Raw genomic sequence first — 21792 nt, forward strand, 5'->3', positions numbered from 1 at the left:
CTCCCCGGCGCGCCGGGGAGGAGGGATCAGGCGTGTTGCTGGAGGAACTCCCGCCACAGCTCGACCACCCGCTGCAGATCCTGACGGCTGACGTCGAGGTGGGTCAGAATGCGCGTCAGCGGGCCGCTGCTGATCAGCACGCCGCGTTCGCGCATCCACGGGCCGAATTTGGCCGCCAGCGCCGGCGATTGGCGCAGGTACAGCACGTTGGTCTGTGCGCCGGGTTCGGCGATCTCTACGCCGATCTGCCGCAGCTGTTGCTCCAGCCAGACCGCGTTGTCATGGTCTTCGCGCAGCCGCGCGACGTTATGCTCCAGCGCGTAGAGGCCGGCTGCCGCCAGGATGCCGGCCTGACGCAGCCCGCCGCCGGTCATCTTGCGCCAGCGCAGCGCGCGCTGAATGAAGGCCTCGCTGCCGCACAGCAGCGATCCGACCGGCGCGCCCAATCCTTTTGACAGGCAAATGGTGAAGGTGTCGCAGTATTGCACGATCTCTTTCAGCGGCAGGTTCAGCGCCACGGCGGCGTTGAAGATGCGCGCGCCGTCGATATGCAGCGCCAGCTGCCGCTCGCGGCTAAACTGCCACGCCTGCTGCAGGTAGGCCTGCGGCAGAACTCGGCCGCTGATGGTGTTTTCCAGGCTCAGCAGCCGGGTGCGGGCGAAGTGGATATCGTCGGGTTTGATGGCGGCGGCGAGCTTATCCAGCGGCAGCGTGCCGTCCGCGTCGGCCTCGATCGGCTGCGGCTGGATGCTGCCCAGCACCGCCGCGCCGCCGGCCTCGTATTTATAGTTGTGCGCCTGTTGGCCGACCAGATACTCGTCGCCGCGCTGGCAGTGGCTCAGCAGCGCCACCAGGTTGGCCTGGGTGCCGCTGGGCAAAAACAGCGCCGCTTCTTTACCTGACAGGCGTACCGCCTCGGCCTCCAGCGCGTTGACCGTCGGGTCATCGCCGTAGACGTCGTCGCCGACCTCTGCCTGAGCCATCGCCTGGCGCATGGCGGCGCTGGGGCGGGTGACGGTGTCGCTGCGTAGATCGATAAGCATAGGGTTCCTGGAATGTAAGGGAGAGGAAAAGGGTACATGGCATCATATACCCTTATTTTACCGGGGGCAGCTTGCTTAGCGCAGCCAGTTGGTCTTCGCCAGCTCGACCACTTCGTCGCCGCGGCCGTTGATGATGGCGCGCAGCATGTACAGGCTGAAGCCTTTCGCCTGTTCGAACTTGATCTGCGGCGGCATCGCCAGCTCTTGCTTGGCGGTGACCACGTCCAGCAGCGCCGGGCCGGGGTGCGCCAACATCTCCTGCAGCGCCCCGTCCAGCTCCGAGGCTTTTTCCACGCGGATGCCTTTGATGCCGGCGGCGTTGGCGATCGCCGCGAAGTCCGGGTTATGCAGGTCGGTGCCGTCGGTCAGGTAGCCGCCGGCCTTCATCTCCATCGCCACGAACCCCAGCACGCTGTTGTTGAACACCACGATTTTCACCGGCAGCTTGAGCTGCGCCAGCGACAGGAAATCCCCCATCAGCATGGTGAAGCCGCCGTCGCCGCACATGGCGATCACCTGTTTATCCGGCGCGGTGGCCTGGGCGCCGATCGCCTGCGGCATGGCGTTGGCCATCGAACCGTGGTTGAACGAACCGAGCAGGCGGCGCTTGCCGTTCATTTTCACGTAGCGGGCGGCCCACACCGTCGGCGTGCCGACGTCGCAGGTAAAGATGGCATCGTCGCTGGCGTACTGGCTGAGCTGCTGCGCCAGATACTGCGGGTGGATCGGCTGGTCGTCGTTGGCGGTCGCCAGCCCGTCGAGATCCTTACGGGCGTTGCGGTAATGCTCCAGCGCCTTGTCGAGGAACGCCCGGTCGCGCTTGGGCTCCAACTGCGGCAGAAGGGCGGTGAGGGTGGTGTGGATATCGCCCACCAGCGCCATGTTGACCGGGCAGTGCGCGCCGATGCTGCCGGGGTTGATGTCGATCTGAATGATATTGGCGTTGGTGGGGTAGAACGCGCGGTAGGGGAACTGGGTGCCGAGCAGCACCAGCGTGTCGGCGTTCATCATCGCGTGATAGCCGGAGGAGAAGCCGATCAGCCCGGTCATGCCGACGCTGTAGGGGTTATCCCATTCGATGTGCTCCTTGCCGCGCAGCGCGTGCACCACCGGCGCCTGCAGCAGCTCGGCCAGCTTGACGACCTCATCGTGCGCGCCGGCGCAGCCGCTGCCGCACATCAGGGTGATGTTCTTCGCCTGATTCAGCGTCTCCGCCAGCTTGTTCAGCTCGCTCATCGGCGGCTGCACCAGCGGCAGCGCCGGGGTATGCCAGGTCAGGGTCGCGTCTTCCGGCGCCATGCGCAGCGCCACGTCGCCCGGCAAGACTACCACCGAGACGCCGCGGTTGAGGATCGCTTTGCGCATGGCGATCTCCAGCACGCGCGGCAGCTGTTCCGGGTTGGAAACCAGCTCGCAATAGTGGCTGCATTCGCGGAACAGCTCCTGCGGATGCGTTTCCTGGAAGTAGCCGCTGCCGATTTCGCTGGAAGGAATGTGTGCGGCGATCGCCAGCACCGGCACATGGTTGCGGTGGCAGTCGAACAGCCCGTTGATCAGGTGCAGGTTGCCGGGGCCGCAGGAACCGGCGCACACCGCCAGCTGGCCGGTGAGCTGGGCTTCGGCGCCGGCGGCGAAGGCGGCCACCTCTTCATGGCGGGTGCCCAGCCATTCGATGGTGCCCATGCGGTGCAGGCTGTCGCTCAGGCCGTTGAGCGAATCGCCGGTCACGCCCCAAATGCGTTTTACGCCGGCTTGATCCAGCGTTTTGGCGATCAGTGTGGCTACGGTTTGCTTCATGGTTCCCCCAAACATGGTTTGAAAAACGATGTGTACTCGATCCGGTGAGTGGCAGCAGAACAACTGCAAGCATAGCTTACCGGCTGTGGACGAGATGCGGTCAGGAAGGGTAAAGAGCGTAGGACGGAGGAAAGTGTAACCGGGCGGGGATGAGGGAGCTTGCCGATAAATGCCCCATCGCGGCGATGGGGCCAGGGGATCACGCCAGCGTGACGTCGCCCTGCAGCTGGCAACTGCAGGCCAGCACATAGCCCTGAGCTACCTCTTCCGCGCTCAGCGTCATGGTGCTGGTGGTGGTGTAGTCGCCCTCGAGGATGCGGGTTTTGCACGAGCCGCACACCCCGGCGCGGCAGGCGGCGTTGACCGGCAGGGCATTGGCCTCCATCGCCGCCAGCAGCGTGCTGCCGACCGGCACGCGGAATTCGCGCAGCGGGCGGGCAGCGCGCAGCGTCAGCCCTTCAGTAGCATCGGCCTGCGTTGTCGGCGTGTGGAACTGCTCTTTATGGAAACGCTCGGCCGGCACGCCGAGCCGGCGGCAAAGCTGCTCCACCTGTTCCATGTAGGGCGCAGGGCCGCAGGTCATCACCGTGCGTTCGGCGATATCCGGCGCCGCCTGCCGCAGCGTCTGTTCATCGATGCGGCCGCTGAGGTAGCCGGGTTGCAGATCCCGCTCGGCCATCAGCGTCAGGCGCAGCTGCGGATGAGCGGCGCACAGCGCGCGCCATTGATCGGCGAAAATCGTGTCGGCGGGGGTGCGCACGTTAAAAATCACGGCGATATCGCAGGCCGGACGGTTGGCGGTCAGCCAGCGGCACATCGAGACGATCGGCGTCACGCCGCAGCCGGCGGCCAGCATCAGATAACGATCGGCCGGATGGCGCTCGCAGCTGAACTCGCCCTGGGCATCGGACAACCACAGCGTGTTGCCGGGCTTGACCTCTTGCGTCAGCCAGCGCGACCCGACGCCGTCCGGCAGGCAGCGCACGCTGATGCTGAGAAAGCGGCTCTGGCCGGGCGAGGAGGAGAGCGTATAGGCGCGCAGCGTCTCCTCGCTGTTGCGGATGCTGACCAGCGCAAACTGGCCCGCCTGATAGGGGTAGAAAACGTCGCAGATCAGGTTCAGCGTCCAGACGTCGGCGGTTTCACGCCGGATGGAATGCACCTGCATGCGGTTTGGGCAAAGCGGAGTGGGTTGAGTCATCGGGGCACCTCAAAAAGCAAAGGGGCCGGCGCAGGCGGCCCCATAACGTAACGGCATCAGGCGAGCAGCGCGTTGATATCCTGCTCGACGGTGGTGATCGGACGCAGGCCGAATTTCTCGTTGAGGATCGCCATCAGGTTGTCGGTCAGGAAGCCCGGCGCAGTCGGGCCGGTAACGATGTTTTTCACCCCCAGCGACAGCAGCGTCAGCAGAATGACGATCGCCTTCTGTTCAAACCAGGACAGCACCAGGCTGAGCGGCAGCTCGTTGACGCTGCAGCCGAGCGTGTCCGCCAGCTTGACCGCCAGCATGATGGCGGAGTAGGCGTCGTTGCACTGGCCGACGTCCAGCAGGCGCGGCAGCCCTTCCAGGGTGCCGAAGTCCAGCTTGTTGAAACGGTACTTGCCGCAGGCCAGCGTCATGATCAGGCAGTCTTGCGGCACGCTGCGGGCGAAGTCGGTGAAGTAGCTGCGCTCGTCGCGGCTGCCGTCGCAGCCGCCGACCAGGAAGACGTGGCGCAGTTTTTTCTGCGACACCAGATCGATCACCGTGTCGGCGGCGTTCAGCAGCGTCTGGCGGCCGAAGCCGACGGTGATCAGGTGCTCAATCTCGGTGTAAGGGAAGCCGTTCATGCCCTGCGCCTGGCGGATCACGGCGCCGAAGTCGTCGCCTTCCAGATGGTTGACGCCCGGCCAGCCGACGATGCTGCGGGTCCAGATGCGATCGCCGTAGTTGCCGACGTTCGGATCGATGATGCAGTTAGAGGTCATCACGATCGGGCCGGGGAATTTGGCGAATTCCGTCTGCTGGTTCTGCCAGCCGCTGCCGTAGTTGCCCACCAGATGCTTGAATTTTTTCAGTTCCGGATAGCCGTGCGCCGGCAGCATTTCGCCGTGGGTGTAGACGTTGACGTTTTGCCCTTCGGTTTGTTCGAGCAGCATGCGCAGATCTTTCAGATCGTGGCCGGAGATCAGAATGGCTTTCCCGGCCACCGGGCGCACGTTGACCGCGCTGGGCTGCGGATCGCCGTAGGCCTGGGTTTCGCCGCGATCGAGGATCGCCATCACGTTGAAGTTCATCTTGCCGATGCCCATGGCGTTGTTCAGCAGGGTATCGACGTCGCGCGGCCGGGTGCCGAGCCAGGCCATAAAGGCGTGGTAGTCGGCATAGAGCTGCTCGTCGAACTGGCCGAGCACGTGCGCGTGTTCCATATAGGCCGCCGCGCCTTTCAGGCCGTACAGGCACAGCATGCGCAACCCGTGGACGTCGTCGCCTACCTCGGCCTTGTCACTGTTGAGGGCAAACTGCGCCGCCTGTTGCAGCAGCGCAGGCATATCGTCACCGGCCAGCTGCAGCGCCGCCATCGGGTGATCGACGCGTACGCCGGCGTCCAGCAGCCGGCAACGGGCGGCCAGCGAATCGCGCAGCAGCAGGGTTTCGCGCGCGTAGCCGATGATGCGCTGAGAGTCGAAGTTAACGTTGGTCAGGGTGGAGAAGAAGGCGCGCGGGGCGAAGCTGTCGATCTCGTGGTCGACGATGCCCAGCGAACGCGCCTGCAGCGCCCAGGCGGAAAGCCCCTGCAGCGCCGCCACCAGCAGATCCTGCAGATCGGAGGTTTCCGCCGTCTTGCCGCACATGCCCTGAGCATACGCGCAGCCGTTGCCTGCCGGGGTACGGATGGTTTGTTCACATTGCACACAGAACATAGTCGCTTCCTTTTATTTTTAAAGTTGCATTTGTAATGCTTGTTTAAAAGCATAGATCGGCGATCGGGGTTGCAAAAGGCTTTTGTGCGACTACTGCGGGCAAGTTTGATTTAGCGCAATTTTGCCGTGCGGATGGGAATTATTACGCTTTGGGGGCCGGGCGGCCCCCAGGGGAAAGGATCAGGAGAACAGGGCGATCAGCACCGGCGCCAGCAGGCTGAGCAGGAAGCCGTGCACGATGGCGGGGGGCACCATGTCCAGCCCGCCGCTGCGCTGCAGCACCGGCAGGGTGAAGTCCATCGAGGTGGCGCCGCACAGGCCGAGGGCGGTGGAGCGGCTGCGGCGCACCAGCGTCGGGATCAGCATGATCGCCACCAGCTCGCGCGCCAGATCGTTGAAGAACGCGGCGCTGCCCATCACCGGGCCGTAGGCGTCGGTGATCAGAATGCCCGACAGCGAATACCAGCCGAAGCCGGAGGCCATCGCCAGCCCGGCCTTGACCGGCAGCCCCAGCAGCTGCGCCGCCAGCGCGCCGCCGGCCAGCGACGCGACGGTCACCACCAACGCCACCAGCGTGCCACGGCGGTTGAGCACGATCTGGCGCAGCGTCATGCCGCTGTTGCGCAGCTGAATACCGACCAGCAACAGCAGGAAGATCAGCGCATATTCGCTGCCTTTATGGGCGAACTGCAGCCATTGCCACTGCGTCAGGCCGAGCAGGAAGCCGCCGAGCACCACGCCGCACAGCTTGAGCGACTCCAGCGCCATGTGCACGCGCGAAGGCAGCTTTTCCTGTTTATGGCTGCTGCGCCACGGCATGCGCCGCTCCAGCAGCGTCAGCAACAGCAGATTGGCGCAGAGAATGCAGAAGAAGAACACCGCGCTGTACTGGAAGATCAGCACCAGGTTACTGCTGAGATCTTCCATGAACGCCAGGCTGATACCCATGAAAAACAGGATCACGTACACCATCCAGCTCAGCAGCCGGTTGATCAGCACCAGCAGCGGGCGATGGCGTAAGGGAATGAGGTAACCGACAATCAGCGGTAACAGAATAATCAACAGTCCTGAGTACATGGTGCAGCTTGTGTCCTTGAGTTTTGAAGCGCGCCGAACGGCGGCGAGGAGCACACGCTAACCAAAAGCCCGGCTGGAGTAAAGCGGCAGATTTGACGTTGGCCGCTTGACCTGCAAGGGGTTTTTTGACCATGCTCTGTGAAGGTCACCTCATTGAAGAGGCGACGGCGCGCACGGGAGGCGGCGGATGTTCTTGGAGCGTATCGAAATTGTAGGTTTTCGCGGCATTAATCGGCTGTCCCTGATGCTGGACGACAACACGCTGTTGCTCGGCGAAAACGCCTGGGGTAAATCCAGCCTGCTGGATGCGCTGACGCTGCTGCTGGCGCCGGAGCAGAAGCTGTATCGGTTTGAAGCGCACGACTTTCATTTTCCCCCCGGTGAAGAGTCGGCCAAAGAGCGCCACCTGCAGGTGGTGTTCACCTTCTGCGAAAAAGACATCGGCCATGCGCACCTGCCGCGCTATCGCCACCTGACGCCACTGTGGGTCAAGGGCGAGGATGGCCTGAGCCGCATTCATTATCGCTGCGAGGGCGAGCTGGCCGACGACGGCACGGTGTGCACCTGGCGCGGTTTTCTCGACGCCGACGGCAACGCCTTTCAACTGCACCATATCGAACAGCTGGCCCACGCCATCATCCGCATCCACCCGGTATTGCGCCTGCGTGACGCGCGCTTTATTCGCCGCCTGCGCCCCAGCAGCCTCGGCGATGAACGCAAACCCGATACCCAGGCGCTGGCGCAGCAGCTGGATCAGCTGACGCGCGAGCTGGTGCGCAATCCGCAGAAGCTGACCAACGGTGAGCTGCGCCAGGGCCTGGCGGCCATGCAGCAGCTGCTGGAGCACTATTTTGCCGAGCAGAGTTCGCAGGTGGCGCGGCCGCGCCGCCGCGGCGGCGAACCGGAGCAGGATGCCTGGCGTGCGCTGGACGGCATCAACCGCATGGTGGCCGAACCGAACAGCCGCAGCATGCGCCTGATCCTGCTCGGGATGTTTTCCACCCTGCTGCAGGCCAAGGGCGACGTCAAGCTGGATCCGCATGCCCGGCCGCTGCTGCTGGTGGAAGACCCGGAAACTCGCCTGCACCCGATCATGCTGTCGGTGGCCTGGGGGCTGCTCAATCAGCTGCCGCTGCAGCGCATCACCACCACCAACTCCAGCGAACTGGTGTCGCTGGTGCCGGTGGAGCACGTCTGCCGGCTGGTGCGCGAGTCGGGGCGGGTCGCGACCTACCGTCTCGGGCCGCGCGGGCTGAGCGCCGAAGACGGGCGGCGCATCGCGTTTCACATCCGTTTCAACCGGCCGTCGTCGCTGTTCGCCCGCTGCTGGCTGCTGGTGGAAGGCGAGACCGAAGTGTGGCTGCTGAACGAGCTGGCGCGCCAGTGCGGCTACCATTTCGAGGCGGAAGGGGTGAGGGTCATCGAATTCGCCCAGTGCGGCCTGAAGCCGCTGCTGCGCTTTGCCCGCCGCATGGGCATCGAGTGGCATGCGCTGGTGGACGGCGACGAGGCGGGAAAAAAGTACGCCAATACCGTGCGCAGCCTGCTGGACAATCATGAAGACAACGAGCGCGATCGGCTGACCGCGCTGCCGGCGCCGGACATGGAGCACTTCATGTTCCGCGAAGGGTTCGGCCCGGTTTATCACCGGATGGCGTCGGTGCCGCTCAACGCGCAGATGCCGGTGCGCAAGGTGATCCTGAAAGCGGTCCACCACTCGTCGAAGCCGGATCTGGCGATCGAGGTCGCGATGCAGGCCGGCGAATGGGGCACGGACTCGGTGCCGCCGCTGCTGAAGAAAATGTTCTCACGGGTGATCTGGCTGGCGCGCGGCCGGGCGGACTGACGGCCAGCCGGGCGTTATCGGGCGCAGAAATGCGCCGCCAATCCTTGTTCCAGCTCGTCCAGCAGCTGATAGCGGCGGCGATACTCGGCGCGCTTCTTGCTGGCAATCTCTTCGATCGGCTTGCGAGCGATGCGTTCGGGCAGCAGGAAATAGCCGCTGTCGAGCGGTTTGGCGCCCATCGACAGCCAGAACTGATCGTAATCGGCGTGCAGTTTGTCCTTCTTCTTACTCTGGTAACGCCAGTTTTGATAGATATGGGTGGCGTTGCCGACCGCCACGATCTGGCGGATACCGAGGTGCCGCGCCAGCGTGCAGATGCCTTCCAGCACCAGGCGTTTGGGGAACAGGCCGTGACACTCTTTGGTGGTGTGCTGGATCTCGGCGTGCGGCACCTCATGGTTGGCGCCCTGCAGGCCGCCGATGAACAGCGTGGGTTGCTGCTGATAATGCATCAGCGCAAAGGTGATCTCCGCCAGCATCACGCCGTTGGCGTTGCGCAGCAGCAGCGTGGCTTCCCCTTCCTTATTCAGCTTGTCGATCGCCGCCAGTTCCAGCGCGATCGGCGCTTCGTTTTTGCCCATCGCGCTGGCCAGCACGAAAGACTGCGGGCCGAGGTGGCCGAGGCGCATCTTCAGCGGCATGCGCTGCGCGATGAGATCGTAATGATCGCGCAGGGCGAACAGGCATTCGATCTTGCTCATGTTGGCCGCCAGATACGGGCGATGCAGTTTGCACGGCAGGTTCGGCTGCGCGCTCAGGATCTCTTCCAGCAGCGGGTTGCTGGCCAGGGTGCTGAGCAGGCCGCTGGTAGTGCGCCAGTTGAGCAGCGAACGGCCGAGAAACTTCAGGCGAAACGAGGTTTTTTTCCAGGCGTTGCTCGGTGCCTTTTCGCCATTGATCAGCGCCGTCATCAGTTGCCAGCCGTTAAGCGGCCGGGCGGAGGCGAGTGGGTAGCTGAGCTGTGACATGATGAAATCCTTGGCTGTATTGAATGGCGCTATTTCATCAAGGCTTCACTAAACGGGAGTTCAATGCTGAACTGTAACCAGGCGTGTCTCCACATTGTGTTGAGCTAAGGTTTAGTTATTCCCTACGGTGCGTGCTAATTTAGCTCCGCCGCCGCAATGGGCGGTTGATATTCACAAGCACAGGCAGGTCAATTTTGACAGGGTTTAAAGGACATAAACGCCGCTGGATACTCGTTCTGGCGGTCATTGCGGCGCTTGCCGCGGCGGCCGTTTGGCACTTTCGCCATCCGGCGCCAACCGATTTCAAAACGGTAAAGGTCACCAAGCGCGATCTGCAGCAGAACGTGTTGGCGACCGGCCAACTGGACGCGGTGCGCAAGGTCGACGTCGGCGCGCAGGTCAGCGGGCAGCTGGAAAAGCTGTATGTCGAGATCGGCGACAAGGTGAAGAAAGGCCAGTTGCTGGGGGTTATCGATCCGCAACAGGCGCAGAACAGCATCCGCGAAGGCGAGGCGACGCTGCGTGAACTGCATGCGCAACTGCTGCAGGCGCAGGCCGAACAGCAGCTGGCGGCGGTCACGCTGCAGCGCAACCAGGCGTTGGCCAAGCTGCAGGCGGTGTCGCGCCAGGATCTGGATCAGGCGGCGACGCAGCTGGCGGTGAAGAAGGCGCAGGTGGGCACCATCAATGCGCAGATCGCGCGGAACCAGGCCAGCCTGGATACCGCCAAGATCAACCTGGCCTATACCCGCATCGAGGCGCCGATGGATGGCGACGTGGTGCAGATCACCACGCTGCAGGGCCAGACGGTGATCGCGGCGCAGCAGGCACCGAACATTCTGACGCTGGCGGATCTCGGCACCATGCTGGTGAAGGCGCAGGTATCGGAGGCCGACGTCATTAATCTCAAGCCGGGTCAGAAGGCCTGGTTCACGGTGCTGGGCGATCCGACCCGGCGCTTCGACGGCGTGCTGAAAGACATTCAGCCGACGCCGGAAAAGGTCAACAACGCCATCTTCTATTATGCGCGTTTCGAAGTGCCCAACCCGGAAAGGTTGCTGCGCTTGCAAATGACGGCGCAGGTGCATATTCAGCTGGCCGGCGTCGAGCAGGCGCTGGTGATCCCGCTGGCGGCGCTGGGCGATCAGATCGCCGACAATCGCTACCACGTCTCGGTGCTGAAACAGGGCAAGGAAGAGAAGCGCGAGGTGGCTATCGGCCTGCGCAACAATATCGACGTGCAGATCCTCAGCGGCCTCGAGGCGGGCGATGAGGTGATCGTCAGCCGCGGCGGCGTGGAGGCCGGCTGATGGCGGCGCTGTTGCAGCTGAGCGGCATCCGCCGCAGCTACCGTTCCGGCGAGCAGACGGTGGAGGTGCTGAAGGGGATCAGCCTGAGCATTGAAGCCGGTGAAATGGTGGCGATCATGGGGGCCTCCGGCTCCGGCAAATCGACGCTGATGAACATTCTCGGCTGTCTGGACAAGCCGAGCGCCGGCGTGTATCGGGTGGCCGGGCAGGATGTGGCCACCCTGAGCGACGATGCGCTGGCGCAGCTGCGGCGCGAGCATTTCGGCTTTATCTTTCAGCGCTATCATCTGCTGCCGCACTTGAGCGCGGCGCACAACGTCGAAGTGCCGGCGGTGTACGCGGGGCTGGGCAAAGCGGCGCGGCGCGAACGGGCGGTGGCGCTGTTGCGGCGTCTGGGGCTGGGGGAGCGCGTCAACTACCGGCCGAGCCAGCTTTCCGGTGGCCAGCAGCAGCGCGTCAGCATCGCCCGCGCCCTGATGAATGGCGGGCAGGTGATCCTGGCGGATGAACCGACCGGCGCGCTCGACAGCCACTCCGGCGAAGAAGTGATGGCGATCCTCAAACAGCTGTGCGCCCAGGGCCACACCGTGATCCTGGTGACCCACGATCCGGCGGTAGCGCGCCAGGCGGAGCGGATCATCGAGATCCGCGACGGCGAGATTATCGCCGATTCGCGTCCGGCACCGCAGGAGAATGCGCAGGCCAAGCCGCTGGCGCTGGCCGCGGCGGCGGCTTCCTGGCGGCAGGTGGGCGGCCGTTTCCGCGAGGCGCTGGTGATGGCCTGGCGTGCGATGGCGGCCAACAAGATGCGCACCGCGCTGACCATGCTTGGCATCATTATTGGCATTGCCTCGGTGGTGTCGATCCTGGTGATCGGCGACGCCGCCAAGCAGATGGTGCTGGCGGACATCAAATCCATCGGCACCAACACCGTCGACATATACCCCGGCAAGGACTTCGGCGATGACGATCCGACCTACCGGCAATCGTTGAAATACGGCGATCTCGATGCGCTGCGCGAACAGCCTTACATCAGCGCGCTGTCGCCGAGCATCAGCAGCAGCATGCGGCTGCGCTTGGGCAACGTCGACGCGGCGGCCAACGTCAACGGCGTCAGCGAGCAGTTCTTCCGCGTGTACGGCATGAGCTTTACCCAAGGCGTCGGCATCGATCCGCTGCAGGTGCAGTCGCAGGCGCAGACGGTGGTGATCGACGCCAATACCCAGCGGCGGCTGTTCCCGCACCAGAAGAACGTGGTGGGCGAGGTGATCCTGGTAGGCAACATGCCGGCGACGGTGGTCGGCGTGGCCAAGGAGAAGCAGTCGATGTTCGGCAGCAGCAAGACGCTGAACGTGTGGGTACCTTACAGCACCATGGCCAACCGGCTGATGGGCAACAATTATTTTGACTCGATCACCGTTCGCATCCGCGACGGCTACGACAGCAAGGAAGCGGAACAGCAGCTGTCGCGCCTGTTGACGCTGCGCCACGGCAAGAAGGACTTCTTCACCTATAACATGGACAGCCTGGTGCAAACCGCCGAGAAAACCACCCGCACGCTGCAGCTGTTCCTGACGCTGGTGGCGGTGATTTCGCTGGTGGTCGGCGGTATCGGCGTGATGAACATCATGCTGGTGTCGGTGACCGAACGCACGCGCGAGATCGGCATCCGCATGGCGGTGGGGGCCCGTTCCGGCGACGTGTTGCAGCAGTTCCTGATCGAGGCGGTATTGGTCTGCCTGGTGGGGGGCGCGCTGGGGATTACGCTGTCGTTCGCCATCGGTCTGGCGGTGCAGCTGGTATTGCCGGGCTGGCAGATCAGCTTCCCGCCGGCGGCGTTGCTGAGCGCGTTCCTTTGTTCCACCGGCATCGGGGTGGTGTTCGGCTATCTGCCGGCGCGCAATGCCGCGCGGCTGAATCCGATCGATGCGCTGGCGCGCGAGTAAGTAAAAGGCATAAAAAATGCCAGTCACACGGCGGCTGGCATTTTTATCGCAGTCACGGTCAATGCAGCGCGACGCTGCCGGAAGCGTTTAGGACAGCGCCTCGCTTTCCACCGGCACAATAAGGCTGGCATGGTTCCCTTTTGGCCCTTGATGCACGTCGAAGCTGACCTGCTGGCCCGCCTTCAACGTTCTGTAACCATCCATCTTGATGGTGGAATAATGCGCGAAAATATCTTCGCCACCGCCGGCTGGGCAGATGAAGCCAAAACCTTTGGCGTTGTTAAACCATTTAACAGTACCCGTCTCCATGCTTTTACATCCCTCGCAACGCTATTTTAAGTGAGATGAATAACTGATTTCGCACCCGCCGTGGGCGGGTAGCAGCGTGGACAAAGGGTGGTTAAAAGACCACCAGCCACGAATTTACACTCTAGAGCAAATGATCGGGCCGTCAAGGGATCGGCTTTTGTCGGCGGGGAGCAGTTCACCAAAGTTTGAAGCAGGTAACGCTATTGCCACGATTCAGTCACAATTGGCCCGTTTTTTTGCGCACGTTACAGTGCGGCGGGACGAAGCCGAAGATGATAAAATAGTAACTATCCCCCACTTTGAATAACCGAAACCTGCCCCCATATAAGAGGGCAGAGCAGAGAAGATGAGCAGCGATGGGCAATAACAACGACTGGCTAAACTTTGAACACTTGGCCGAAGAAAAACAAATCGATGCGGTAAAACCGCCGTCTATGTATAAAGTTATACTTAACAACGACGATTACACACCGATGGAATTTGTGATTGACGTTCTGCAAAAGTTCTTTTCTTATGATATTGAACGCGCAACGCAACTGATGCTCACGGTCCACTATCAAGGCAAGGCGATCTGTGGTGTTTTTACCGCCGAGGTGGCGGAAACCAAAGTCGTCCATGTGAACCGGTACGCAAGGGAGAACGAGCATCCGTTGCTTTGTACGCTGGAAAAAGCCTGAATAAGGCAATCTATTGGGGAGGTGCTTATGCTCAATCAAGAACTGGAACTCAGTCTCAACATGGCTTTCGCCAGGGCGCGTGAGCACAGACACGAGTTTATGACCGTGGAGCACCTGTTGCTGGCGTTGCTGAGCAACCCTGCCGCGCGAGAAGCGCTTGAGGCATGTACGGTGGATCTGGCCGCGTTGCGCCAGGAGCTGGAAGCCTTCATCGAACAAACCACACCGACGCTGCCCGCCGGCGAAGAAGAGCGCGACACTCAGCCGACGCTCAGCTTCCAGCGCGTGCTGCAGCGCGCGGTCTTCCATGTGCAATCTTCCGGCCGCAGCGAAGTGTCCGGCGCCAACGTGTTGGTGGCCATCTTCAGCGAGCAGGAGTCGCAGGCGGCCTATCTGCTGCGCAAACACGACGTCAGCCGTCTCGACGTGGTGAACTTTATTTCACATGGCACGCGTAAAGACGAGCCGGGCCAAGCGCCGAATGCGGAAAACCCGGTGAACGAAGAGCAGTCCGGAGGGGAAGACCGTATGGAAAACTTCACCACCAACCTCAATCAGTTGGCCCGTGTGGGCGGCATCGATCCGTTGATCGGCCGCGATCGTGAGCTGGAGCGCGCGATTCAGGTGCTGTGCCGCCGTCGTAAAAACAACCCGCTGCTGGTCGGCGAATCCGGCGTCGGCAAGACCGCCATCGCCGAGGGCCTGGCCTGGCGTATCGTGCAGGGCGACGTGCCGGAAGTGATGGCGGACTGCACGCTGTATTCGCTGGATATCGGTTCACTGCTGGCCGGCACCAAATACCGCGGCGACTTCGAGAAGCGTTTCAAAGCGCTGCTCAAGCAGCTGGAACAGGATCAGAACAGCATTTTGTTCATCGATGAAATTCACACCATCATCGGCGCCGGCGCGGCTTCCGGTGGGCAGGTGGATGCCGCCAACCTGATCAAACCGCTGCTGTCGAGCGGCAAGATCCGGGTGATCGGCTCGACCACCTACCAGGAGTTCAGCAACATCTTCGAAAAGGATCGCGCCCTGGCGCGCCGTTTCCAGAAGATCGACATCACCGAGCCGACGGCGGAAGAGACCGTTCAGATCATCAACGGCCTGAAGGCCAAGTATGAAGCGCACCACGACGTGCGTTATACCGCCAAGGCGATCCGCGCCGCGGTGGAGCTGTCGGTGAAATACATCAACGATCGTCATCTGCCGGACAAGGCGATCGACGTGATCGATGAGGCGGGCGCCCGCAGCCGGTTGATGCCGGCCAGCAAGCGCAAGAAAACCGTCAACGTGGCCGATATCGAATCCGTGGTGGCGCGTATCGCTCGCATCCCGGAGAAAACCGTGTCGGCCAGCGATCGCGACGTGCTGAGAAACCTGGGCGATCGCCTGAAGATGCTGGTGTTCGGCCAGGATCAGGCGATCGAAGCGTTGACCGAAGCGATCAAGATGAGCCGCGCCGGTCTGGGCCACGAGCGCAAGCCGGTCGGTTCCTTCCTGTTCGCCGGGCCGACCGGGGTCGGGAAAACCGAGGTCACCGTACAGTTGGCCAAGGCGATGGATATCGAGCTGCTGCGTTTCGACATGTCTGAGTACATGGAGCGGCATACCGTCAGCCGTCTGATCGGCGCGCCTCCGGGCTATGTCGGTTACGATCAGGGCGGGCTGCTGACCGATGCGGTGATCAAGCATCCGCATGCGGTGGTGCTGCTCGATGAGATCGAGAAGGCGCACCCGGACGTGTTCAACCTGCTGCTGCAGGTGATGGACAACGGGACGCTGACCGACAACAACGGCCGCAAGGCGGACTTCCGCAACGTGATCCTGGTGATGACCACCAACGCCGGGGTACGGGAAACCGAACGCAAGTCGATCGGCCTGGTGCAGCAGGACAACAGCACCGACGCGATGGAAGAGATCAAGAAGGTGTTTACGCCGGAGTTCCGCAACCGTCTGGACAACATCATCTGGTTCAACCATCTGTCTACCGAGGTGATCCAGCAGGTGGTCGACAAGTTCATCGTCGAACTGCAGGCGCAGCTGGATGCGAAGGGCGTCTCGCTGGAAGTGAGCGACGAAGCGCGCGACTGGCTGTCGGTGAAGGGCTACGACCGTGCGATGGGGGCTCGCCCGATGGCGCGCGTCATGCAGGAGAACCTGAAAAAACCGTTGGCCAACGAACTGCTGTTCGGCTCGCTGGTGGACGGCGGTTCCGTGAAGGTCGAGCTGGACAAGGACAAGAAACAGCTGACCTACCACTTCCTCAGCGCCGCCAAACGCAAGGCGGACGAGGGCGCGGTACACTAAGGCTGCCTTCAGGCAAAGAAAAAGCGATGCTTCGGCATCGCTTTTTTTATGGGTGAGATTCACCGTACAACAGAAACGAGTGAGCCCTCTCAGTTTACCTGCGCACCTGCAACCCGTTGTGTAACGTCGCTGCGGGGGTAAACGGAAAGGGCTCCCGAGGGATTACATCCTCGATGCCGCCAGCGTGTGGCGCGCGGTGAGCCGATTAACGGCTACGGAAGACAATGCGGCCTTTGCTCAGGTCGTACGGGGTCAGCTCTACAGTGACTTTGTCGCCCGTCAGGATGCGGATATAGTTTTTACGCATTTTACCGGAGATGTGTGCGGTTACCACGTGCCCGTTTTCCAATTCAACGCGGAACATGGTGTTCGGCAGCGTATCAAGAACGGTGCCCTGCATTTCAATATTGTCTTCTTTGGCCATCGAATCCTCTAGGTCTAACTACCTTAGTTTTTAACCGGCAAGATAATGCCGAAAAACCCCCATTATGTAAAGATGTGTCGGTGAACATTGCACCGTTTCCACCAATTAGTTTACTGGAGAGGGCGGTTCAACCGGCTGTGGGGATATGACTTGCTGCTCCCAGCACGCCAGCGCCAAAGGCCGCCGTTGAAGGGTGCTGAGCTGCTGCAAAAATTGACGGCGCGGAATTTCACGCGCGCCAAGGCGGGCAGTGTGAGCGTTCAGCACCTGGCAGTCAATCAATTCCCCGCCATAAGCGGCAAAATGGCGGCAAAAGGCCATCAATGCGCATTTTGAGGCGTTGGTGACGCGGCTGAACATCGATTCGCCGCAGAACAACGCGCCCTGCGCCACGCCGTACATGCCGCCGACCAGTTGATCATTCTGCCACACCTCCACCGAGTGCGCGTAGCCGAGGCGGTGCAGATGCTGATAGGCGCGCTGTACCTCCGGGCCGATCCAGGTGCCTTCATCCGGCCGATGGGCGCAGGCGGCGATCACCGCGGCGAAGTTGTGGTTGAGCGTGATGCGAAACGGATCGTGGCGCAAAAAGCGTTTCAGGCTGCGGTTGAGATGAAACTCTGTCGGGAACAGCACCGCACGCGGATCGGGCGACCACCACAGAATCGCTTCCCCCGGCGAGTACCAGGGGAAAATGCCGCGCTCGTAGGCCGCCAGCAGCCGCGGCGCCGTCAGGTCGCCGCCGATAGCCAGTAGGCCGTTAGGGTCGCGCAGGGCACCCTCAGGCGAGGGAAACGCCAGCGACTGGGGGGAAAGTTTAACGATGCGCATACAGGCTCTCTGCGTCCTCTACGGGCCGATTACGGCGCCAGGTTGCTGATACGGTTGCGAAAGCGGGCATAGCGGCCCTGCCGGCGCATCAGGGTGGCGTGATCGCCCTGTTCGACAATCCGGCCGTCGTCCATCACGCAAATGCGGTCGAGATGCTCCAGGCCGTACAGACGGTGCGTCACCAGGATCAGCGTTTTGCCCTGACAATGCCGGCGCAGCAGCGCCAGGATCTGCTGCTCGGTTTCGGCGTCCAGCCCTTCGGTCGGTTCGTCGAGCAGCAGCAGCGGGGCAGGGTGCAGCAGCGCGCGGGCGATGCCAAGACGGCGCTGTTCGCCGCCGGACAGCTGCCGGCCGCCTTCGCCCAGCCAGGCGTTCAGCCCGCCGTCGCTGTCCAGCAATTTGCCGAGCCCCACCTGCTGCAGCACCTCGCTCAGGCGAGCGTCGTCGGCGTCCGGTGCGGCCAGCCGCAGGTTTTCCCGCAGCGTATCGCTGAAGATATGCACACGCTGGCTGACGACCGTGGTCATCCGACGCAGCGTGGTTTCATCATAATCCTCCAGCGGTTCGCCGTTGAGCAGAATGTTGCCGCCGTCGGTGCGCCAGGCGCGGGTCAGCAGCTGCAGCAGGGTGGACTTGCCGCAGCCGGTGCGGCCGAGCAAGGCGATGTGTTCGCCGGCCGCGACCTCGAGCGTGACGTCGCGCAGCATCGGCTGCGGCTGGTCGGGGTAGGTGAAACTCAGCTGCCGCAGGCTAAGCTGAGCCCGATCGGCGGCGGCCGGGCCGGTGGCCGGGAAGGTGACCTCCGGCTGACGATCGATGATCTGTTTGACCCGCGTGGCGGAGGCGATCACCTGGCCGAGATGCTGGAAGGCACCGGCGACCGGCATCAGCGCTTCGAACGACGCCAGCGCGGCGAAGACGAACAGTGCGATCAGCGCGCCGGGTTGGGTATCGCCGCCGATGCCGGCGGCGGTCAGCCACAGCAGCAGCGTCACCGTCAGCCCGCTGGCGAGGATCATCAGCGCCTGCGCCTTGCCGCTCAGCGAGGCTTGCTGCCACTGGCGGCGTTGCCACCGCTGTTCGGTGGCGTTTAGCGTCTGGCGGAAGTCGTTGACGGCACCGAACACCACCAGCTCGGCCTGCCCCTGCAGCCAGGCGGTCAGGTCGGTTCGGTATTGGCCGCGCAGGGCGGTAAGCTGGCCGCCGATCGGTTTACCGGCGCGATAGAACACCGGCGGCACCAGCAGCAGCAACAGTAACAGAATGCCGCCCAGCGTCAGGGCGAGCGCAGGATCGAGCCAGCTCAGGCCGTAGGTGACCACCAGGATCACCACCGCCGCGCTGATCAGCGGCGAGATCACCCGCAGATAAAGATGATCCAGCGTGTCCACGTCCGCCACCAGGCGGTTGAGCAGGTCGGCCTGGCGGAAGCGGGCGATGCCGCCCGGCGTCAGCGGCAGGATCTTGCTGAAGGTGAACACCCGCAGATGCGACAGCACGCGGAAGGTGGCGTCGTGGCTGACGACTCGCTCGGCATAGCGCCCGGCGGTGCGGAAGATTGCCGCGCCGCGCACGCCGGCGGCCGGCAGCATGTAGTTGAAGGTCAACAGGCCCGCCAATCCGGCCAGCGACGAGGCGGCCAGGAACCAGCCGGAGAGTGCCAGCAGGCCGATGCTGGCCAGCAGAGTGACGATCGCCAAAAGGATGCCCAGGCTAATCAACAGGCTATGGCGGCGATACAACGCCAAAAACGGCAGCAAAACGCGCATGATTAAAGCTCCCCGCGGCGATGGGCGATCAGAGTGGCAAACAGGCCCGGTTGGGCGCTGAGGGTGGCGTAATCGCCCTGTTGCACGATGCGCCCGTTATCCATCACCCAAATCTGATCGTAGTCTTCGGTATCTTCCAGCTGGTGCGTCACCAGCAGGGTGGTTTGCTGATGCGAAGCGGCATTCAACGCCTGCATCACCCGCTGTTCGCTGTGGGCATCGAGGCTGGCGGCCGGTTCATCCAGCAGCAGCAGGCGGCGCGGACCGATCAGCGCCCGGGCGACCGCCACGCGCTGCGCCTGGCCGACCGACAGGCGAGCGGCGTTGTCGCCCACTTCGGTGTCGAGCCCCTGCGGCAGATAAGGGAGCAGTTCGCTGACGTAGGCGAGTTCCACCGCCTGCTGCAGCTGCGCTTCGTCGGCCTGCGGGCAGCCCAGCAGAATATTGGCGCGCAGGGTTTGCGCCGGCAGATGCGGGTTCTGGCCGACCCAGCTCAGCTGCTGGCGCCAGGTTTCGGCGGACAGTTCACGCAGCTCAATGCCGTTGACGGTCAACGACCCGCGATAGGGCAGGAAGCCGAGCAGCAGATTCAGCAGCGAGCTTTTACCGGCGCCGCTCAGCCCGACCAGCGCCACGCGCTGCTGCGGTTGCAGGGTGAAGCTCAGCGGCCCGGCCAGCAGTACGCCGTTCGGCGACAGGATTTCCAACGCGTTCGCCTGCAGCGTCAGCGGTTGATCGGCGGGCAGTTGCCGCGTGCCGTTGCCCATCTGCTCGCCTTCGGCGCTGAGGAAGGTTTCCAGCGCTTCCGCCGCGCCGATCGCCTGCGCTTTGGCATGGTAGAAGGTGCCGAGATCGCGCAGCGGTTGGAAAAACTCCGGTGCCAGAATCAACACCAGAAAACCGGAAAACAGCGTCACGCCGAGGCCGTAGCTGCCGAAGTTGAGTTCACCGAGGTAGGAAAAGCCGAAGTACACCGCCACCACGGCGATGGAGATCGAGGCGAAGAACTCCAGCACGCCGGAAGAGAGGAAGGCCAGGCGCAGCACTTCCATGGTGCGGCTGCGGAAGTCTTCGGAGGATTTGGCGATCTGCGCGGTTTCGGCCTGCGCGCGGTCGAACAGCCGCAGGGTGTCCAGGCCGCGCAGGCGGTCGAGGAAGTTGCCGCTCAAGCGCGCCAGCGCCACGAAGTTGCGGCGGTTGGCGTCGGCGGCTCCCATGCCGACCAGCGCCATAAACAGCGGGATCAGCGGCGCGGTTGCCAGCAGAATGATGCCCGCGGCCCAATTGATCGGGAAGACGGCGATCAAAATCAGCAGCGGGATGAAAACCGCCAGATACATCTGCGGCAGATAGCGCGAGTAATAGTCCTGCATATCCTCGATCTGTTCGACGATGATGCTGGCCCAGCTGCCCGCCGGTTTGCCCTGGATCCAGGCCGGGCCGAGCTGCTGCAGCTTATCCAGCACCTGTTGGCGCATGCGCTGGCGGATCACCTGCCCACACAGGAAACCAATCCGTTCCCGCAGCCAGCTTAACAGCGCCCGCAGCGCGAACGCGGCGGCCAGCCAGATAAACGAAGGGATCAGCTGTTCGCGCGGGGTATGTTCGATGATCAGGGCGTGCAGCAGGCTGGCCAGCAGCCAGGCCTGCGCCACGATCAGCAGGCTGCTGAACAGCCCCAACAGCATGGAAAGGCGCAGCCAACGCTGCGCTAACGAACTCTGGGTTTTAAGCCAACGGGTTAACTGTTGCTGTCTGGTTTTTTTCATCAGATATGCGTCTGCATCGCCGGCGCCCGTTTGTTACGGGCTGGGTTAACGTACTGTTAAATAATAGTGTTTGGCGCAATCGGCGGCAAACAAGCGAGGTCCCATGTTACCTCGTCACCCGGCAGACTGAAAATAATAAAGCGGCCAAATGTGGCTATAACAGACGCGTTACCGACTATTTGACTTCCTCACTTGCGGCCTCGGCTTCCAGAGCGGCGCACACCGACGCTCGCTCTGCGATCCGCGCCACATAATGCTGGAGCGGCGGCCACTCGCTCAGCGAAATCTCGAAGCGCGCCATCCAGCGCAACACGGTAAATAGATAAGCGTCTGCGACGCTGAAATGCGTTCCCAGCAGATAAGTTTGTGGTGCCAAAGCTTGCGCGATATAACCCAATCGCCGCCTCAACTTGTCGCGCAGCAACGCCTTGGCGCCGTCGGGCAGGGCGTCATTGAATAAAGGGGCGGCGCCGGCATGGATCTCGCTGGTGATGAAATTAAGCCATTCCTGCAGCCGTACCCGCTCAAAGGCCGTCGGTGGCGGCGCCAGCCGGCGCTCTGGGCGCAGGTCGGCGAGGTATTGAACGATAGCGGAGCCTTCGGTGATCACATTGCCATCGTCCAGTTGCAGGGCGGCGACGTAACCTTTGGGGTTGATGCGATAGAAATCCTCACCGTCGGCGCAGCGCTTGCTGCGATTGTTCACCCTGATCAGGGTGAAGGGGAGCGCTAATTCGCGCAGGACGATATGTGGGGCAAGCGAGCAGGCATCGGGAGCAAAATACAGCTTCATGCTATTTCCTTGTGGGTCA

The 21792-nt window shown here is 62.7% G+C and carries 17 protein-coding genes; 5 read left to right on the plus strand and 12 right to left on the minus strand.

Annotated elements, in window-relative coordinates; genetic code table 11:
• Positions 1–26 precede the first annotated feature (26 nt).
• The 5 genes from ltaE to QOL81_RS11055 form a co-directional block, all read right to left on the minus strand.
• Positions 27–1043 (minus strand): low-specificity L-threonine aldolase, encoded by a 1017-nt coding sequence (ltaE, locus tag QOL81_RS11035; RefSeq protein WP_060440297.1) that lies wholly within the window; start codon positions 1041–1043, stop codon positions 27–29.
• A gap of 75 nt (positions 1044–1118) precedes the next feature.
• On the minus strand, positions 1119–2840 hold the full coding sequence (gene poxB / locus QOL81_RS11040) for a ubiquinone-dependent pyruvate dehydrogenase (RefSeq protein ID WP_049202200.1): 1722 nt from the start codon (positions 2838–2840) through the stop codon (positions 1119–1121).
• A gap of 199 nt (positions 2841–3039) precedes the next feature.
• Positions 3040–4041: an NADH oxidoreductase gene (gene hcr / locus QOL81_RS11045; protein WP_070913965.1), complete on the minus strand. Its 1002-nt coding sequence runs from the start codon at positions 4039–4041 to the stop codon at positions 3040–3042.
• Positions 4042–4097: 56 nt separating this feature from the next.
• A complete protein-coding gene (hcp, locus tag QOL81_RS11050) occupies positions 4098–5747 on the minus strand; it encodes a hydroxylamine reductase (RefSeq protein ID WP_060421649.1) in 1650 nt (549 codons plus the stop codon).
• A gap of 180 nt (positions 5748–5927) precedes the next feature.
• Positions 5928–6824 (minus strand): LysO family transporter, encoded by an 897-nt coding sequence (locus QOL81_RS11055; RefSeq protein ID WP_060421699.1) that lies wholly within the window; start codon positions 6822–6824, stop codon positions 5928–5930.
• Positions 6825–7011: 187 nt separating this feature from the next.
• On the opposite strand from QOL81_RS11055, the gene QOL81_RS11060 reads away from it, so the two are divergent.
• Positions 7012–8670, plus strand: coding sequence for an ATP-dependent endonuclease (locus QOL81_RS11060; protein WP_038880734.1), 1659 nt, complete (start codon positions 7012–7014; stop codon positions 8668–8670).
• A gap of 14 nt (positions 8671–8684) precedes the next feature.
• Here the strand turns inward: QOL81_RS11060 and QOL81_RS11065 are convergent, their stop codons facing one another.
• Complete coding sequence (locus QOL81_RS11065) at positions 8685–9638, minus strand: VirK/YbjX family protein (protein WP_060421702.1); 954 nt, start codon at positions 9636–9638, stop codon at positions 8685–8687.
• A 194-nt stretch (positions 9639–9832) separates the two neighbouring features.
• On the opposite strand from QOL81_RS11065, the gene macA reads away from it, so the two are divergent.
• Positions 9833–10948: a macrolide transporter subunit MacA gene (macA, locus tag QOL81_RS11070; RefSeq protein WP_070913962.1), complete on the plus strand. Its 1116-nt coding sequence runs from the start codon at positions 9833–9835 to the stop codon at positions 10946–10948.
• Positions 10948–12894 carry a macrolide ABC transporter ATP-binding protein/permease MacB gene (gene macB, locus QOL81_RS11075; RefSeq protein WP_047727959.1) on the plus strand — a complete coding sequence of 649 codons (1947 nt, stop codon included), beginning with the start codon at positions 10948–10950 and terminating at the stop codon, positions 12892–12894. Before macA ends, macB begins: the two co-directional genes overlap by 1 nt.
• 87 nt (positions 12895–12981) lie before the next feature.
• Here the strand turns inward: macB and cspD are convergent, their stop codons facing one another.
• The gene (cspD, locus tag QOL81_RS11080) at positions 12982–13203 is read right to left on the minus strand and encodes a cold shock-like protein CspD (protein ID WP_004928349.1); all 222 of its coding nucleotides are present in this window, start codon (positions 13201–13203) and stop codon (positions 12982–12984) included.
• Between the two features lie 356 nt (positions 13204–13559).
• Here cspD and clpS point away from each other — a divergent pair, with 356 nt between their 5' ends.
• Together clpS and clpA are read left to right on the plus strand one after the other, a co-directional pair.
• On the plus strand, positions 13560–13880 hold the full coding sequence (clpS, locus tag QOL81_RS11085) for an ATP-dependent Clp protease adapter ClpS (protein ID WP_004928347.1): 321 nt from the start codon (positions 13560–13562) through the stop codon (positions 13878–13880).
• Between the two features lie 27 nt (positions 13881–13907).
• A complete protein-coding gene (gene clpA, locus QOL81_RS11090; RefSeq protein ID WP_004928343.1) occupies positions 13908–16187 on the plus strand; it encodes an ATP-dependent Clp protease ATP-binding subunit ClpA in 2280 nt (759 codons plus the stop codon).
• A gap of 205 nt (positions 16188–16392) precedes the next feature.
• On the opposite strand, the gene infA is transcribed toward clpA, so the two are convergent.
• From infA to gstA, 5 genes are all read right to left on the minus strand, one after another.
• Positions 16393–16611, minus strand: coding sequence for a translation initiation factor IF-1 (infA, locus tag QOL81_RS11095; RefSeq protein ID WP_002211347.1), 219 nt, complete (start codon positions 16609–16611; stop codon positions 16393–16395).
• 105 nt (positions 16612–16716) lie between these two features.
• Positions 16717–17442, minus strand: a complete 726-nt coding sequence (gene aat, locus QOL81_RS11100; protein WP_197757528.1) for a leucyl/phenylalanyl-tRNA--protein transferase — start codon at positions 17440–17442, stop codon at positions 16717–16719.
• A gap of 29 nt (positions 17443–17471) precedes the next feature.
• Entirely contained in the window at positions 17472–19211 is a 1740-nt protein-coding gene (gene cydC / locus QOL81_RS11105) for a heme ABC transporter ATP-binding protein/permease CydC (protein WP_197757526.1), read from the minus strand.
• A 2-nt stretch (positions 19212–19213) separates the two neighbouring features.
• Positions 19214–20980 carry a heme ABC transporter permease/ATP-binding protein CydD gene (gene cydD, locus QOL81_RS11110; RefSeq protein ID WP_060421717.1) on the minus strand — a complete coding sequence of 589 codons (1767 nt, stop codon included), beginning with the start codon at positions 20978–20980 and terminating at the stop codon, positions 19214–19216.
• Positions 20981–21155: 175 nt separating this feature from the next.
• Positions 21156–21773, minus strand: coding sequence for a glutathione transferase GstA (gene gstA, locus QOL81_RS11115; RefSeq protein WP_060421720.1), 618 nt, complete (start codon positions 21771–21773; stop codon positions 21156–21158).
• Positions 21774–21792 lie beyond the last annotated feature (19 nt).

This window comes from Serratia sp. CC22-02, assembly GCF_900182895.1.
Taxonomy (GTDB): domain Bacteria; phylum Pseudomonadota; class Gammaproteobacteria; order Enterobacterales; family Enterobacteriaceae; genus Serratia; species Serratia nevei.

Excerpts from the sequence above, each read along its gene's own strand:
- poxB (WP_049202200.1), bottom strand. The coding sequence starts at position 2,840 with ATGAAGCAAACCGTAGCCACACTGATCGCCAAAACGCTGGATCAAGCC.
- macB (WP_047727959.1), top strand. The coding sequence starts at position 10,948 with ATGGCGGCGCTGTTGCAGCTGAGCGGCATCCGCCGCAGCTACCGTTCC.
- cydD (WP_060421717.1), bottom strand. The coding sequence starts at position 20,980 with ATGAAAAAAACCAGACAGCAACAGTTAACCCGTTGGCTTAAAACCCAG.
- cspD (WP_004928349.1), bottom strand. The coding sequence starts at position 13,203 with ATGGAGACGGGTACTGTTAAATGGTTTAACAACGCCAAAGGTTTTGGC.
- infA (WP_002211347.1), bottom strand. The coding sequence starts at position 16,611 with ATGGCCAAAGAAGACAATATTGAAATGCAGGGCACCGTTCTTGATACG.
- gstA (WP_060421720.1), bottom strand. The coding sequence starts at position 21,773 with ATGAAGCTGTATTTTGCTCCCGATGCCTGCTCGCTTGCCCCACATATC.
- QOL81_RS11065 (WP_060421702.1), bottom strand. The coding sequence starts at position 9,638 with ATGTCACAGCTCAGCTACCCACTCGCCTCCGCCCGGCCGCTTAACGGC.
- clpS (WP_004928347.1), top strand. The coding sequence starts at position 13,560 with ATGGGCAATAACAACGACTGGCTAAACTTTGAACACTTGGCCGAAGAA.
- hcr (WP_070913965.1), bottom strand. The coding sequence starts at position 4,041 with ATGACTCAACCCACTCCGCTTTGCCCAAACCGCATGCAGGTGCATTCC.
- ltaE (WP_060440297.1), bottom strand. The coding sequence starts at position 1,043 with ATGCTTATCGATCTACGCAGCGACACCGTCACCCGCCCCAGCGCCGCC.
- clpA (WP_004928343.1), top strand. The coding sequence starts at position 13,908 with ATGCTCAATCAAGAACTGGAACTCAGTCTCAACATGGCTTTCGCCAGG.
- hcp (WP_060421649.1), bottom strand. The coding sequence starts at position 5,747 with ATGTTCTGTGTGCAATGTGAACAAACCATCCGTACCCCGGCAGGCAAC.
- QOL81_RS11060 (WP_038880734.1), top strand. The coding sequence starts at position 7,012 with ATGTTCTTGGAGCGTATCGAAATTGTAGGTTTTCGCGGCATTAATCGG.
- aat (WP_197757528.1), bottom strand. The coding sequence starts at position 17,442 with ATGCGCATCGTTAAACTTTCCCCCCAGTCGCTGGCGTTTCCCTCGCCT.
- cydC (WP_197757526.1), bottom strand. The coding sequence starts at position 19,211 with ATGCGCGTTTTGCTGCCGTTTTTGGCGTTGTATCGCCGCCATAGCCTG.
- QOL81_RS11055 (WP_060421699.1), bottom strand. The coding sequence starts at position 6,824 with ATGTACTCAGGACTGTTGATTATTCTGTTACCGCTGATTGTCGGTTAC.